At 60.5% G+C, this 14,739-nt stretch carries 13 protein-coding genes; 12 read left to right on the top strand and 1 reads right to left on the bottom strand.

Annotated elements, in window-relative coordinates:
- The first annotated feature begins 5 nt into the window (after nucleotides 1-5).
- The 3 genes from ilvI to cra all read left to right on the top strand — a co-directional run bounded on the left by ilvI (nucleotide 6) and on the right by cra (nucleotide 3,441).
- Nucleotides 6-1,724, top strand: coding sequence for an acetolactate synthase 3 large subunit (gene ilvI, locus ACJ8PI_RS14275; RefSeq protein WP_033637097.1), 1,719 nt, complete (start codon nucleotides 6-8; stop codon nucleotides 1,722-1,724).
- A gap of 2 nt (nucleotides 1,725-1,726) precedes the next feature.
- On the top strand, nucleotides 1,727-2,218 hold the full coding sequence (gene ilvN / locus ACJ8PI_RS14270) for an acetolactate synthase small subunit (protein ID WP_004932806.1): 492 nt from the start codon (nucleotides 1,727-1,729) through the stop codon (nucleotides 2,216-2,218).
- 218 nt (nucleotides 2,219-2,436) lie between these two features.
- The gene (cra, locus tag ACJ8PI_RS14265; protein ID WP_004932801.1) at nucleotides 2,437-3,441 is read left to right on the top strand and encodes a catabolite repressor/activator; all 1,005 of its coding nucleotides are present in this window, start codon (nucleotides 2,437-2,439) and stop codon (nucleotides 3,439-3,441) included.
- Between the two features lie 37 nt (nucleotides 3,442-3,478).
- Here cra and ACJ8PI_RS14260 read toward each other — a convergent pair whose 3' ends face one another.
- On the bottom strand, nucleotides 3,479-3,919 hold the full coding sequence (locus ACJ8PI_RS14260; protein ID WP_033637098.1) for an L-alanine exporter AlaE: 441 nt from the start codon (nucleotides 3,917-3,919) through the stop codon (nucleotides 3,479-3,481).
- A gap of 862 nt (nucleotides 3,920-4,781) precedes the next feature.
- On the opposite strand from ACJ8PI_RS14260, the gene mraZ reads away from it, so the two are divergent.
- The 9 genes from mraZ to ftsW are packed head-to-tail and all read left to right on the top strand — an operon-like array spanning nucleotide 4,782 to nucleotide 14,736.
- Nucleotides 4,782-5,240 carry a division/cell wall cluster transcriptional repressor MraZ gene (gene mraZ, locus ACJ8PI_RS14255; protein WP_025159638.1) on the top strand — a complete coding sequence of 153 codons (459 nt, stop codon included), beginning with the start codon at nucleotides 4,782-4,784 and terminating at the stop codon, nucleotides 5,238-5,240.
- Nucleotides 5,241-5,242: 2 nt separating this feature from the next.
- On the top strand, nucleotides 5,243-6,184 hold the full coding sequence (gene rsmH / locus ACJ8PI_RS14250) for a 16S rRNA (cytosine(1402)-N(4))-methyltransferase RsmH (protein WP_033637099.1): 942 nt from the start codon (nucleotides 5,243-5,245) through the stop codon (nucleotides 6,182-6,184).
- Nucleotides 6,181-6,501, top strand: coding sequence for a cell division protein FtsL (gene ftsL / locus ACJ8PI_RS14245; protein WP_012005204.1), 321 nt, complete (start codon nucleotides 6,181-6,183; stop codon nucleotides 6,499-6,501). Before rsmH ends, ftsL begins: the two co-directional genes overlap by 4 nt.
- Nucleotides 6,502-6,543: 42 nt before the next feature.
- Entirely contained in the window at nucleotides 6,544-8,307 is a 1,764-nt protein-coding gene (locus ACJ8PI_RS14240) for a peptidoglycan glycosyltransferase FtsI (protein ID WP_004932790.1), read from the top strand.
- On the top strand, nucleotides 8,294-9,781 hold the full coding sequence (gene murE / locus ACJ8PI_RS14235; RefSeq protein ID WP_164134595.1) for a UDP-N-acetylmuramoyl-L-alanyl-D-glutamate--2,6-diaminopimelate ligase: 1,488 nt from the start codon (nucleotides 8,294-8,296) through the stop codon (nucleotides 9,779-9,781). The genes ACJ8PI_RS14240 and murE overlap by 14 nt, the downstream gene beginning before the upstream one ends.
- Nucleotides 9,778-11,139, top strand: coding sequence for a UDP-N-acetylmuramoyl-tripeptide--D-alanyl-D-alanine ligase (gene murF / locus ACJ8PI_RS14230; protein ID WP_101427780.1), 1,362 nt, complete (start codon nucleotides 9,778-9,780; stop codon nucleotides 11,137-11,139). The genes murE and murF overlap by 4 nt, the downstream gene beginning before the upstream one ends.
- Nucleotides 11,133-12,215: a phospho-N-acetylmuramoyl-pentapeptide-transferase gene (mraY, locus tag ACJ8PI_RS14225; RefSeq protein ID WP_004932782.1), complete on the top strand. Its 1,083-nt coding sequence runs from the start codon at nucleotides 11,133-11,135 to the stop codon at nucleotides 12,213-12,215. The genes murF and mraY overlap by 7 nt, the downstream gene beginning before the upstream one ends.
- Nucleotides 12,216-12,217: 2 nt before the next feature.
- Nucleotides 12,218-13,537: a UDP-N-acetylmuramoyl-L-alanine--D-glutamate ligase gene (murD, locus tag ACJ8PI_RS14220; protein WP_033652914.1), complete on the top strand. Its 1,320-nt coding sequence runs from the start codon at nucleotides 12,218-12,220 to the stop codon at nucleotides 13,535-13,537.
- Nucleotides 13,534-14,736, top strand: a complete 1,203-nt coding sequence (gene ftsW, locus ACJ8PI_RS14215; RefSeq protein ID WP_004932776.1) for a cell division protein FtsW — start codon at nucleotides 13,534-13,536, stop codon at nucleotides 14,734-14,736. Before murD ends, ftsW begins: the two co-directional genes overlap by 4 nt.
- Nucleotides 14,737-14,739: the final 3 nt, after the last annotated feature.

Genomic DNA, 14,739 nt, shown 5'->3' with positions numbered 1-14,739 from the left:
AACCCATGGAGATGTTGTCAGGAGCCGAGATGGTCGTCCGATCGTTGATCGATCAGGGCGTTAAACATGTATTCGGCTACCCCGGCGGGGCGGTGCTCGATATCTACGACGCCCTGCATACGGTTGGAGGGATCGATCATATTCTGGTGCGCCACGAGCAGGGGGCGGTGCACATGGCCGACGGCTACGCGCGCGCCACCGGTGAAGTGGGCGTGGTGCTGGTGACCTCCGGCCCCGGCGCCACCAACGCCATTACCGGTATCGCCACCGCCTATATGGACTCGATCCCGATGGTGGTGCTGTCGGGGCAGGTGCCCAGCTCGCTGATCGGCTACGACGCCTTCCAGGAGTGCGATATGGTGGGGATTTCGCGCCCGGTGGTGAAGCACAGCTTCCTGGTAAAACGCACCGAAGACATCCCGGCGGTGTTGAAGAAGGCGTTCTTCCTGGCTTCCAGCGGCCGGCCCGGCCCGGTGGTGATCGATCTGCCGAAAGATATCGTCGGCCCGGCGGTGCGGATGCCTTATGCCTACCCGCAGGACGTGAGCATGCGTTCTTACAACCCGACGGTGCAGGGGCACCGCGGGCAGATAAAACGCGCGCTGCAAACCATTCTGGCGGCCAAAAAGCCGGTGATGTACGTCGGCGGCGGCGCGATCAACGCCGGTTGCGAAGCCGAACTGTTGGCGTTGGCGGAACAGCTGAACCTGCCGGTGACCAGTAGCCTGATGGGGTTGGGCGCTTTCCCCGGCACCCACCGGCAGAGCGTCGGCATGCTCGGCATGCACGGCACCTATGAAGCCAACAAAACCATGCATCACGCCGACGTGATCTTCGCCGTCGGCGTGCGTTTCGACGATCGCACCACCAACAATCTGGCCAAATACTGCCCGGACGCCACCGTGCTGCACATCGATATCGATCCGACCTCGATCTCCAAAACGGTGGACGCCGATATTCCGATCGTCGGCGATGCCAGGCAGGTGTTGGTGCAGATGCTGGAGCTGTTGGCTCAGGACGAGAAAGCGCAGGATCACGACGCGCTGCGCGACTGGTGGCAGTCTATCGAGCAGTGGCGTGCCCGCGACTGCCTGGGTTACGACAAGCACAGCGGCACCATCAAACCGCAGGCGGTGATCGAAACCTTGCACCGCCTGACCAAAGGCGATGCGTATGTCACCTCGGACGTGGGCCAGCACCAAATGTTCGCCGCGCTCTATTATCCGTTCGATAAACCGCGCCGCTGGATCAACTCCGGCGGCCTCGGCACCATGGGCTTCGGCTTGCCGGCGGCACTGGGCGTCAAGCTGGCGCTGCCGGAGGAAACCGTGGTGTGCGTGACCGGCGACGGCAGCATTCAGATGAATATTCAGGAGCTGTCCACCGCGCTGCAATATAACCTGCCGGTGGTGGTGGTGAACCTCAACAACCGCTATCTGGGCATGGTAAAGCAGTGGCAGGACATGATTTATTCCGGCCGTCACTCGCAGTCCTACATGGATTCGCTGCCGGACTTCGTCAAGCTGGCCGAGGCTTACGGCCATGTCGGCATCGCCATCCGCACGCCGGATGAGCTGGAAAGCAAGCTGGCGCAGGCGCTGGCGGAAAAAGAGCGGCTGGTGTTCGTCGACGTGACCGTCGATGAAACCGAACATGTTTACCCGATGCAGATCCGCGGCGGAAGCATGGACGAAATGTGGCTTAGCAAAACGGAGAGGACCTGATCATGCGCCGTATTTTATCTGTCTTGCTGGAAAACGAATCCGGCGCTTTGTCGCGCGTGGTCGGGCTGTTCTCCCAGCGCGGTTATAACATCGAGAGCCTGACGGTGGCGCCGACCGACGATCCGACGCTGTCGCGCATGACTATCCAGACCGTCGGCGACGAGAAAGTGCTGGAGCAGATTGAGAAGCAGCTGCACAAGCTGGTGGACGTGCTGCGCGTCAGCGAGCTGGTGCAGGGCGCCCACGTTGAGCGCGAGATCATGCTGGTGAAGCTGCAGGCCAGCGGCTACGGCCGTGAAGAGGTGAAGCGCTGCGCCGACATTTTCCGTGGCCAGATCGTGGATGTGACGGCGACGCTGTACACGGTACAGCTGGCTGGCACCAGCGACAAGCTCGACGCCTTCCTGAGCGCGGTGCGTGAAGTGGCGGAGATCGTGGAAGTGGCCCGTTCCGGGGTGGTCGGCGTGTCGCGTGGCGACAAAATCATGCGCTGAGTGCGGTCTGGCGGTGAATAATCAGGGGCGCGGCGTGGCTGCGCCCTTTGTTTTTCGGTATTTTTTGCCCGATTGCTGGCACCTTTCGGCAAAAGCGGTTGCTAGGCAGTGTTTTCTGCTGTTAGATCGCAGAGGCTGGATTGAATAACCGCACGGGATGTCATGGTTAATCCGAGCACAGCCTTCACTTCTATTTTCAGCGTCATTAAGGGGTTCATGTGAAACTGGATGAAATCGCGCGTCTCGCGGGCGTTTCGCGCACGACGGCCAGTTACGTCATCAACGGCAAGGCGAAGCAGTATCGTGTCAGCGATAAAACCGTCGAGAAAGTGATGGCCGTGGTCAGGGAGCATAACTATCACCCGAATGCCGTCGCGGCGGGGCTGCGCGCCGGGCGTACCCGTTCTATCGGTCTGGTGATCCCGGATCTGGAAAATACCAGCTATACCCGCATCGCCAACTACCTGGAACGCCAGGCGCGCCAGCGTGGTTACCAATTGCTGATCGCCTGTTCCGAAGATCAGCCGGACAACGAAATGCGCTGTATCGAGCACCTGCTGCAGCGCCAGGTGGACGCCATCATCGTCTCCACCGCCTTGCCGCCGGAGCATCCTTTCTATCAACGCTGGGCCAACGATCCGCTGCCGATCATCGCGCTGGACCGCGCGCTGGATCGCGAGCATTTCATCAGCGTCGTCGGGGCCGATCAGGAAGACGCCTTTGCGCTGGCGCAGGAGCTGCGCACCTTCCCGGCGGAATCGGTGCTGTATCTGGGCGCCTTGCCGGAGCTTTCGGTGAGCTTCCTGCGCGAGCAGGGCTTCCGTCAGGCCTGGCAAGAGGATCCCCGCCATGTCGATTACCTGTACGCCAACAGCTATGAACGTGAAGCCGCCGGCGCGCTGTTCGCCGAATGGCTGAAAACGCACCCGATGCCGCAGGCGCTGTTCACCACTTCGTTCTCGCTGTTGCAGGGCGTGATGGACGTGACGCTGAAGCAACGCGGCCGTTTGCCGACCGATCTGGCAATTGCCACCTTCGGCGACCATGAACTGTTGGATTTCCTCGAGTGCCCGGTGCTCGCGGTGGCGCAGCGCCATCGCGACGTGGCCGAACGCGTGCTCGAGCTGGTGTTGGCCAGCCTGGACGAACCGCGTAAACCCAAGCCGGGTTTGACGCGTATTCGCCGCAATCTGTTCCGCCGCGGCAGCCTGAGCCGCAAATAGTTCGCTCTACGGGAGCTCGCGTTGTCGGGCTCCTGGTTTAGACATAGCCCGCCACCCGGAACAGCCGCCGGCAATATTCCAGGAAATAGCCATACACCACGCCCATCGCCATGGAGACCAGCGCATTGCTGGTCACCGCCGCCAGCATTTGTGGGCCGTCGGCGCCTACGCTCCACAGAATGGCGGCATAAACCGGCGACTGGAAACTGACGTAGGCCAGCAGATCGGCGAGGTTGCGCAGCACGAACTGGCCGCGCGGGCAGCGGCGCGCCGTGCGAATAAACAGATCGCGATAGCGGCCGTAGGGCCAGGCGATCAGGATGTTGACCGGAATCGACAGCAGGCGCGAAGAGAGGGATTGCTGAAAGCTCATGCCGGAGATCAACACTTCTATCGCCATGCCGGCGATAAAGCAGTACACCACCAGTGCGAACGTATCGGCAGCGGCGCTACGCCAGTGAGCGGCGGGCGAAAGCATGTGTCATCCCCCTTGGTTAACCTGCTGTTAAATTATTAATGCTTGGATGTTAAATCTGGGTTTTTGCGTTTTTTATAGTGTACTAATCTGCATTATGTTTTTTAACTAGGTTTATATTTTTATTTTTAACATTTGTTCGGTTTTTGTCCCGCGGAACCGGGGAAGAGGTGAGGGCGGAGGGATTAAAATCGGCATTTTAAAATAAACTCATTAAAAACATGTGGTTGCGATTTTTTGCTTCAAGTGAGGATTTTTTCCGGCAGAAATTGTGGAAATAAAGGTGTAAGAAAATGAAACCATAATTGTAAACAGGTATTTTGGGAATAATCTTACCAAATTGATTTAAATCGAAATTACTTCTGCTCGTAATATCCGAGCCATTTATTTTTTTCGCGGCCTCATCACGGCAGTGCAAATTGAAGTAAAATAGCGACCGGTTTTACGGTGAATAACGATTGAGCGTTATTAACTCAAGGAGTTATGGCCTTATTCCGCGATCGATTCGCCAGGCGCCGAGCCTTGGCGGGCGCGGCTCGCCAGCGGTTACCGCACTGAGATTGCCGAGCTGAAAAATGAGACATGGCTTGCAGAAGGAAGTAATGAGTTAATTAATCGCCAGTTCGTAAGGTTTTTAATCAGATTCTTTCCGCTTAGAAAATTCTCTCCGTTTATCATGGTGTTAATTTTTAATCGTCGAATAATCAGAGTTTCTTTCGCGAGTCAGCTCCCAAAATGACCAGAGAAATATTGCCAAAGCGCTGGCGCTCTGGCTTGACAAGGTTTTCATACCCTCCGTAAACTCCATTGTGTGGGAATTTGTGGGGTAAAGTGGTGAAAACGGTCACTAAGGGGTAGCTCAGGAATGTTCCGTGGAGCGACGATGGTCAACCTCGACAGCAAAGGGCGGCTCGCCGTACCTACCCGATATCGGGAATTGCTCAACGAGGAATCGCAAGGCCAAATGGTCTGTACCATTGACCTCCATCAGCCCTGCCTGCTGCTTTATCCTTTGCCCGAATGGGAAATTATTGAACAAAAATTATCACGTCTGTCGAGCATGAATCCCGCCGAGCGCCGCGTTCAGCGCCTGCTGCTGGGGCATGCCAGTGAGTGTCAGATGGATAGTGCCGGCCGTTTGCTGCTCGCCAATACGCTGCGGCAACACGCCGGGCTCACGAAAGAAGTGATGCTGGTCGGTCAGTTCAACAAGTTTGAACTGTGGGATGAACAGACCTGGTATCAACAAGTCAAGGATGATATTGACGCTGAACAGTCGACTCAGGAACCGTTGTCTGAGCGGCTACAGGACTTGTCGCTATAAGCATGTTGGAAAACTATAAACACACCACCGTCCTGCTGGACGAAGCCGTCAACGGCCTCAACATCCGCAGCAACGGCATATATATCGACGGTACTTTTGGTCGCGGTGGCCATTCTCGTCTGATTCTGTCCCAACTGGGGCCGGAAGGACGCTTGCTGGCGATTGACCGTGACCCTCAGGCGATTGCAGCCGCCAAATCTATTGAAGATCCTCGTTTTACCATCGTACACGGCCCATTCTCCGAGTTGTCGCACTACGTGCGGGAACGTGAATTGGTGGGCAAGATCGACGGCGTTCTGCTCGATCTGGGCGTTTCTTCGCCGCAGCTTGACGACGCAGAGCGCGGGTTTTCCTTTATGCGCGATGGCCCGCTGGACATGCGCATGGATCCCTCCACCGGCCTGTCCGCCGCAGAGTGGCTGATGAAGGCCGAAGCGGACGACATCGCCTGGGTGCTGAAAACCTTTGGCGAAGAGCGTTTCGCCAAGCGCATCGCGCGCGCCATCGTGGAAAGAAACCGCGTGGAGCCGATGACGCGCACCAAAGCGTTGGCGGATCTGATTGCCGATGCCAGCCCGTTCCGTGAAAAGCACAAGCATCCGGCGACGCGCAGCTTCCAGGCGATCCGCATCTATATCAACAGCGAGCTGGAAGAGATCGAGCGTGCGCTCGACGGCGCGCTGGAAGTGCTGGCCCCACGGGGCCGTTTGTCGATCATCAGCTTCCACTCGCTGGAAGACCGCATCGTCAAACGCTTTATGCGTCACCACAGCCGCGGCGCCCAGGTGCCGGCGGGCATTCCGTTGACCGAAGAGCAACTGCGCAGCATGGGCGGGCGAACGCTGAAAGCGCTGGGCAAAATGATGCCGTCGGAAGCGGAAGTGGCGGACAACCCGCGTGCGCGCAGCTCGGTGCTGCGTATTGCTGAGAGGATGCCCGCGTGATTGGCAACGAACGTCACGGCCTGGTCGGGGTGATTGGCGGCGATCTGCTGCGCAATGCCAAGATCCCCCTGATTTTACTGATTGCGTCACTGGTCTCCGCGGTTTTCGTGGTGACCACCGCGCACCGCACCCGCCTGCTGACCGCCGAGCGCGAACAGCTGGTTCTGGAGCGCGATGCGCTGGATATCGAGTGGCGCAACCTGATTTTAGAAGAGAACGCCCTCGGCGATCACAGCCGGGTTGAACGTATCGCGACAGAAAAACTGCAGATGCAACACGTTGATCCATCGCAGGAAAATATCATCGTTAAACAATGAATGGTTTAACCGGAATAATGACACGGAGTAGAAAGGAAACGCATGAAAGCAGCGCGCCCCGGTAAGTTGAGACGCCAGGAAGATCAGGCCAGCTTTGTCAGCTGGCGTTTTGCGTTGCTGTGCGGCTGCATTTTGCTGGCGATGGTCGGCCTGATGCTGCGCGTCGCGTACCTGCAGGTCATCAACCCCGATCGTCTGGTGAAAGAAGGCGACATGCGTTCGCTGCGCGTGCAGGAAGTGCCGACCGCGCGCGGCATGATCAGCGATCGCGCCGGCCGGCCGTTGGCGGTCAGCGTGCCGGTCAATGCGGTGTGGGCGGATCCGAAAGAGCTGAACGAGCGCGGCGGCATCACGCTGGACAGCCGTTGGAAAGCGCTTTCCGATGCGCTGAACATCCCGCTGGACCAACTCTCAAACCGCATCAACGCTAACCCGAAAGGGCGCTTCGTTTATCTGGCGCGCCAGGTGAACCCGGCGATCGGCGACTACATCCACAAACTCAAGCTGCCGGGGATCTACCTGCGGCAGGAGTCGCGCCGTTACTATCCGGCGGGGCAGGTGACGTCGCATATCATCGGCGTGACCAATATCGACGGGCAAGGCATCGAAGGCGTCGAGAAGAGCTTCGACCGCTGGCTGACCGGGCAACCGGGCGAGAGAACGGTGCGTAAGGACCGCTTCGGCCGGGTGATCGAAGATATTTCCTCCGTCGACAGCCAGGCGGCGCACAACCTGGTGCTGAGCGTCGATGAACGCCTGCAGGCGCTGGTGTATCGCGAGCTGAACAACGCGGTGGCGTTCAACAAGGCCGAGTCGGGCACTGCGGTGCTGATCGACGTGAACACCGGCGAAGTGCTGGCGATGGCCAACAGCCCGTCTTACAACCCGAACAACATGGCCGGTACGCCGAAAGAGACCATGCGTAACCGTGCTATCACCGATATTTTTGAACCCGGTTCAACCGTGAAGCCGATGGTGGTGATGACCGCGCTGCAAAACGGCGTGGTGAGAGAAAACAGCGTGCTGAACACCATCCCGTACCGCATTCAGGGCCACGAGATCAAAGACGTGGCGCGGTACTCGGAGCTGTCATTGACCGGGATCTTGCAGAAGTCGAGTAACGTCGGTGTTTCAAAGCTGGCGTTAGCGATGCCGTCCTCAGCGTTAGTAGATACTTACTCTCGTTTTGGGCTGGGAAAAGCGACCAATTTGGGGCTGGTCGGAGAAAGCAGTGGCATATACCCAAAAAAACAACGGTGGTCTGACATAGAGAGGGCCACCTTCTCTTTCGGCTACGGGCTGATGGTAACTCCGTTACAGTTGGCGCGAGTCTATGCAACGATCGGCAGCCTGGGCGTATATCGCCCATTGTCGATCACCAAGGTTGACCCTCCGGTCGCCGGCGAGCGCGTTTTCCCTGAACCTCTGGTGCGCACCGTGGTGCACATGATGGAAAGCGTGGCCCTGCCGGGCGGCGGCGGCGTGAAAGCCGCCATCAAGGGATACCGTATCGCCATCAAAACCGGTACCGCGAAAAAAGTGGGCCCGGACGGCAAATACGTCAACCGATACATCGCTTATACCGCCGGCGTCGCGCCGGCAAGTAACCCCCGTTTTGCCCTGGTGGTCGTCATCAACGACCCGCAGGGTGGGAAATACTATGGTGGCGCAATCTCCGCGCCGGTGTTCGGCGCCATCATGGGCGGCGTATTGCGCACCATGAACGTCGAGCCTGACGCGTTGCCTACCGGTGACAAAAGCGAATTAGTGATTAACAAGAAAGAGGGTTCAGGTGGCAGATCGTAATTTGCGCGACTTACTCGCCCCGTGGGTGCCGACGGCCCCCGGGCGCGCGCTGCGGGAAATGACATTAGACAGCCGTGTGGCGGCTGCCGGGGATCTGTTTGTCGCCGTTGTCGGCCATCAAACGGATGGACGCCGCTATATTCCGCAGGCCATCGCGCAGGGCGTCGCCGCCGTGATCGCCGAAGCTGACGGTCAGGCCGAAGACGGCGCCATCGTTGAAATGCACGGCGCGCCGGTGATCTACCTGAGCCAACTGAACCAGCGCCTTTCCGCGCTGGCCGGGCGTTTTTACCACCAGCCGGGCGAGCGTCTGCGTCTGGTCGGCGTGACCGGCACCAACGGCAAAACCACCACTACGCAGCTGCTGGCGCAGTGGAGCCAACTGCTGGGCGAAACCAGCGCGGTGATGGGCACCGTCGGCAACGGCCTGCTGGGCCAGGTGTGCCCGACCGAGAATACCACCGGTTCTGCGGTGGATGTTCAACACGTATTAAACGAGCTGGCGGAACAGGGCGCGACCTTCGCCGCCATGGAAGTTTCTTCGCACGGTCTGGTGCAACACCGGGTGGCGGCGCTGCCGTTCGCCGCGGCGGTCTTCACCAACCTGAGCCGCGATCACCTGGATTACCACGGTGATATGGCCAATTACGAGGCGGCCAAATGGTCGCTGTTCGCCGCCCACAGCGTGGGGCAGGCGATCATCAACGCCGACGATGAAGTCGGTCAGCGCTGGCTGAGCAAGCTGCCGGATGCGGTGGCGGTGACGATGCAGGGCAACCTGCAGCCGGGCTGTCACGGTCGCTGGCTGAAAACCACGGCGGTCGACTATCACGACAACGGCGCCACCGTTCGCTTCAGCTCCAGCTGGGGCGACGGCGAGATCGAAAGCCGCCTGATGGGCGCGTTCAACGTCAGCAACCTGCTGTTGGCCTTGGCGACGCTGCTGTCGCTGGGCTATCCGCTGGAGGCGCTGGTGGAAACCGGCAGCCGTCTGCAGCCGGTCTGCGGCCGCATGGAAGTGTTTAACGCGCCGGGCAAACCGACGGTAGTGGTGGATTACGCCCACACGCCGGATGCGCTGGAGAAAGCGCTGGAAGCCGCGCGCCTGCACTGCCAGGGGCAGCTGTGGTGCGTGTTCGGCTGCGGCGGCGATCGCGACAAGGGCAAGCGTCCGCTGATGGGCGGCATCGCCGAACAGTTCGCCGATCGCGTGGTGATCACCGATGACAACCCGCGTACCGAAGAGCCGCGCGCGATTATCAACGACATCCTGACCGGATTGCTGGACGCCGGGCAGGCGCTGGTGATCCACGGCCGCGCCGAAGCGGTAACCAGCGCCATCATGCAGGCGCAGGAACAGGACGTGGTGTTGGTAGCGGGCAAAGGCCACGAAGATTATCAGCTGGTGGGCAACCGCCGCCTGGATTACTCCGACCGCACGACGGTCGCCCGACTGCTGGGGGTGCTGGCATGATCCCTGTCTCTCTTCAGACACTGGCTGAGGTATTGAGCGCTGAGCTGATTGGCGCCGATTGCCAAATTGTCGAGGTGACGACAGACACCCGCAAGGTGACCGCCGGTTGCCTGTTTGTGGCGCTGAAAGGCGAGCGTTTCGACGCTCACGACTTCGCGGCGGATGCCGTAGCCGCAGGCGCCGGGGCGCTGCTGGTCAGTAAGCGCTTATTGGTGGACGTGCCGCAGCTGGTGGTGCAAGACACCCGTCTGGCGCTGGGGCAGCTTGGCGCCTGGGTGCGTCAGCAGGTGCCGGCGCGAGTGGTGGCGCTGACCGGCTCCTCGGGCAAGACATCGGTGAAAGAAATGACCGCCGCCATTCTGCGCGAATGCGGCGAAGTGCTGTATACCGCCGGCAACTTCAATAACGACATCGGCGTGCCGCTGACGTTGCTGCGTCTGGAACCGCAGCATGATTTTGCCGTGATAGAGCTGGGCGCTAACCACATTGGCGAAATTGCTTACACCACCGCATTGACGCGGCCGCAAACCGCTTTGGTGAACAACCTGGCGGCGGCTCACCTGGAAGGCTTTGGCTCGCTGGCCGGCGTCGCCCAGGCGAAAGGTGAAATCTTTACCGGCCTGCCGGCCGACGGCGTGGCGATCATCAACGCCGATAACAACGACTGGCCGCACTGGCAGAACATGCTGGGCGGCAAAACCGTCTGGCGCTTCTCGCCGCAGGCCGCCGCAGGCGTGGACTTCTTCGCGGATAACGTGCGGGTAAACGGCGCGGGCACGCAGTTCACGCTGCACAGCCCGTTCGGCACCGCCGAGATCGCGCTGCCGCTGCCGGGGCGCCACAACGTGGCCAATGCGCTGGCGGCGACGGCGCTGGCGATGTCGGTGGGCGCCACCCTCGAAGCGGTGCGTCAGGGGCTGAAACAGCTGCAGGCGGTGCCGGGGCGTCTGTTTCCGGTGGCGCTGGCCGAAGGCAAGCTGCTGCTGGACGACAGCTATAACGCCAACGTCGGGTCGATGACCGCGGCGGCGCAGGTGCTGGCAGAGATGCCGGGCTACCGCGTGATGGTGGTCGGCGATATGGCCGAGCTGGGTGCGGAAGCGGAAGAGTGTCACCGTCAGGTGGGCGAAGCCGCCCGTCTGGCCGGGGTCGACAAAGTGATCAGCGTCGGTGGTTTGAGCCGCGTGCTGAGCGAAGCGTCCGGCAACGGCGAACATTATCAGGACAAGACTGCAGTGATCGCGCGCGTGGCGGAATTACTGTCGGAACATGCGGTCATTACCGTGTTAATCAAAGGTTCACGTAGTGCCGCAATGGAGCAGGTAGTACGCGCGTTACAGGAGAAAGCACCATGTTAGTTTGGCTGGCCGAGCATTTGGTCAAGTATTACTCAGGCTTCAACGTCTTTTCTTATCTGACGTTCCGAGCCATTGTCAGCCTGCTGACCGCGCTGTTCCTGTCGCTGTGGATGGGCCCGCGGGTGATCAAGCGTCTGCAAGAAATGTCCTTCGGCCAGGTGGTGCGCAACGACGGCCCCGAGTCGCACTTCAGCAAGCGCGGCACGCCGACCATGGGCGGCATCATGATCCTGACCTCCATCACCATTTCGGTGCTGATGTGGGCTTACCCGTCCAACCCGTATGTCTGGTGCGTGCTGTTCGTGCTGGTGGGGTACGGCATCGTCGGCTTCGTCGACGACTACCGCAAGGTGGTGCGTAAGGACACCAAAGGGCTGATCGCCCGCTGGAAGTATTTCTGGCAGTCGGTGATTGCGCTGATTGTCGCATTCGCCATGTACGCCGTAGGAAAAGACACGCCAGCCACCGAGCTGGTTGTGCCGTTCTTTAAGGACGTGATGCCGCAGCTGGGCCTGCTGTATATCTTGCTGGCCTATTTCGTCATCGTCGGCACCAGCAACGCGGTCAACCTGACCGATGGCCTGGACGGCCTGGCGATCATGCCGACGGTATTCGTGGCGGCCGGCTTCGCGCTGGTGGCCTGGGCGACCGGTAACATGAACTTCGCCAACTACCTGCATATTCCGTATCTGCGTCATGCCGGTGAGCTGGTGATCGTGTGTACCGCCATCGTCGGCGCCGGCCTCGGGTTCCTGTGGTTCAACACTTACCCGGCCCAGGTGTTTATGGGCGACGTCGGTTCGCTGGCGCTGGGCGGCGCGCTGGGCACCATCGCGGTGCTGCTGCGTCAGGAGTTCTTGTTGGTGATCATGGGCGGCGTATTCGTGGTAGAGACGCTCTCGGTGATCCTGCAGGTGGGATCGTTCAAGCTGCGCGGGCAACGCATTTTCCGCATGGCGCCGATTCACCACCACTATGAATTGAAAGGCTGGCCGGAGCCGCGCGTTATCGTGCGCTTCTGGATCATTTCGCTGATGCTGGTGCTGATTGGCCTGGCAACGCTGAAGGTGCGTTAATCATGGCAGACTATCAGGGTAGAAAAGTCGTCATCATCGGGTTGGGCCTCACCGGCCTGTCCTGTGTCGATTTCTTCATGGCGCGCGGCGTGACGCCGCGCGTGATGGATACCCGTATCGCGCCGCCAGGGTTGGACAAACTGCCTGAAAGCGTGGAGCGCCATCTGGGCGATCTGAATCAGGACTGGCTGCTGGCGGCGGATCTGATCGTCGCCAGTCCGGGCGTCGCGTTGGCGACCCCGGCATTGAGCGCCGCGGCGGACGCCGGCGTGGAAATCGTCGGCGACGTCGAACTGTTCTGCCGTGAAGCGCAGGCGCCGATCGTGGCGATCACCGGCTCCAACGGTAAAAGCACCGTCACCACCCTGGTGGGCGAGATGGCGAAAGCCGCCGGTTGGGCGGTGGGCGTGGGCGGCAATATCGGCCTGCCGGCGCTGAGCCTGCTGCGTCAGGAATGCCAGCTTTACGTGCTGGAGTTGTCCAGCTTCCAGTTGGAAACGACGTATAGCCTGCGAGCGGCGGCGGCGACCATCCTGAACGTGACCGAAGATCATATGGATCGCTATCCGTTCGGCCTGCAGCAGTATCGCGGCGCCAAGCTGCGCGTGTATGAAAACGCCGCGGTGTGCGTGGTGAACGCCGACGACGCGCTGACCATGCCGGTGCGCGGCGCCGACGCGCGCTGCGTCAGCTTCGGCGCCGACGTGGGCGACTATCACCTGAACCGTCAGCAGGGGGAAACCTGGCTGCGGGTGCGCGGTGAGAAAGTGCTGAATACGCGCGAGATGAAACTGACCGGCCGCCACAATTACACCAACGCCCTGGCGGCGCTGGCGTTGGCGGATGCGGTCAATATTCCGCGCGCGTCCAGCCTGAAGGCGCTGACCACCTTCACCGGCCTGGCGCACCGCTTCCAGTTGGCTTGGGAGAACAACGGCGTGCGTTGGATCAACGATTCCAAAGCCACCAACGTCGGCAGCACCGAAGCGGCGCTGAACGGCCTGCAGGTAGACGGCACGTTGCATCTGCTGCTGGGCGGTGACGGCAAGTCCGCCGATTTCTCGCCGCTGGCGCGCTATCTGCAGGGCGACAACGTGCGTCTGTACTGCTTTGGCCGCGACGGCGCCCAGCTGGCACAGCTGCGGCCGGAAGTGGCGACGTTGACCGAGACCATGGAGCAGGCGATGCGCACCATCGCCGGCCGCGTACAGCCCGGCGACATGGTATTGCTGTCGCCGGCCTGCGCCAGCCTCGATCAGTTCCGTAATTTTGAAGTGCGCGGCGATGAGTTCGCCCGCTTGGCGCAGGAGCTTGGCGGATGAAACTACGCTTGCCGAACTTCGGGCTGACAGAACGGATGAAAGACTGGGTGACCGGCGCGCGCGACAACGATGCGGTCAACATGGTGCTGTACGATCGCACCCTGCTGTGGCTGACCTTCGGGTTGGCGATCATCGGCTTCGTGATGGTGACCTCGGCGTCGATGCCGATCGGCCAACGCCTGGCAGACGATCCGTTCCTGTTCGCCAAACGTGACGCGCTGTACCTCGGCCTGGCGTTCGGTCTGTCGCTGGTGACGCTGCGTATCCCGATGGAAGTTTGGCAGCGTTACAGCAACGTGATGCTGCTGATGTCGATCGTGATGCTGCTGATCGTGCTGGTGGTGGGGAGCTCGGTAAACGGGGCCTCGCGCTGGATCGCGCTCGGCCCGCTGCGTATTCAGCCGGCGGAGCTGTCCAAGCTGTCGCTGTTCTGCTACCTGGCGAGCTATCTGGTGCGCAAGGTGGAAGAGGTGCGCAGCAACTTCTGGGGCTTCTGCAAGCCGATGGGCGTGATGGTGGTGCTGGCGGTGCTGCTGCTGGCGCAGCCGGACCTCGGTACCGTGGTGGTGCTGTTCATCACCACGCTGGCGATGCTGTTCCTGGCCGGCGCGAAAATGTGGCAGTTCCTGGCGATCATCGGCTCCGGCGTGTTCGCCGTGGTGCTGCTGATCATCGCGGAACCGTACCGTATGCGCCGCGTGACCTCGTTCTGGAACCCGTGGGCCGACCCGTTCGGCAGCGGCTACCAGCTGACCCAGTCGCTGATGGCGTTTGGCCGCGGCGAGTTCTGGGGGCAGGGGCTCGGCAACTCGGTGCAGAAACTCGAGTATTTGCCGGAAGCGCACACCGACTTCATCTTCTCCATTTTGGGTGAAGAACTGGGCTATATCGGTGTGGTTTTAGCCCTGTTAATGGTATTCTTCGTCGCTTTTCGCGCGATGTCCATCGGGCGCCGCGCGCTGGAGATCGACCAACGCTTCTCCGGCTTCCTGGCCTGCGCGATCGGCGTATGGTTCAGCTTCCAGGCGCTGGTTAACGTCGGCGCCGCGGCGGGCATGCTGCCGACCAAAGGTCTGACGCTGCCGCTGATCAGTTACGGCGGTTCAAGTTTGCTGATTATGTCGACGGCCATCGTACTGTTGCTGCGAATTGATTATGAAACGCGCCTGACCAAGGCTCAGGCGTTTGTGAAGAGGTAAGGG

The sequence above is a fragment of the Serratia sp. CY82433 genome (genome assembly GCF_052166535.1).
Lineage (GTDB): Bacteria > Pseudomonadota > Gammaproteobacteria > Enterobacterales > Enterobacteriaceae > Serratia > Serratia sarumanii.
This window is presented reverse-complemented; position numbering and strand designations above follow the sequence as displayed.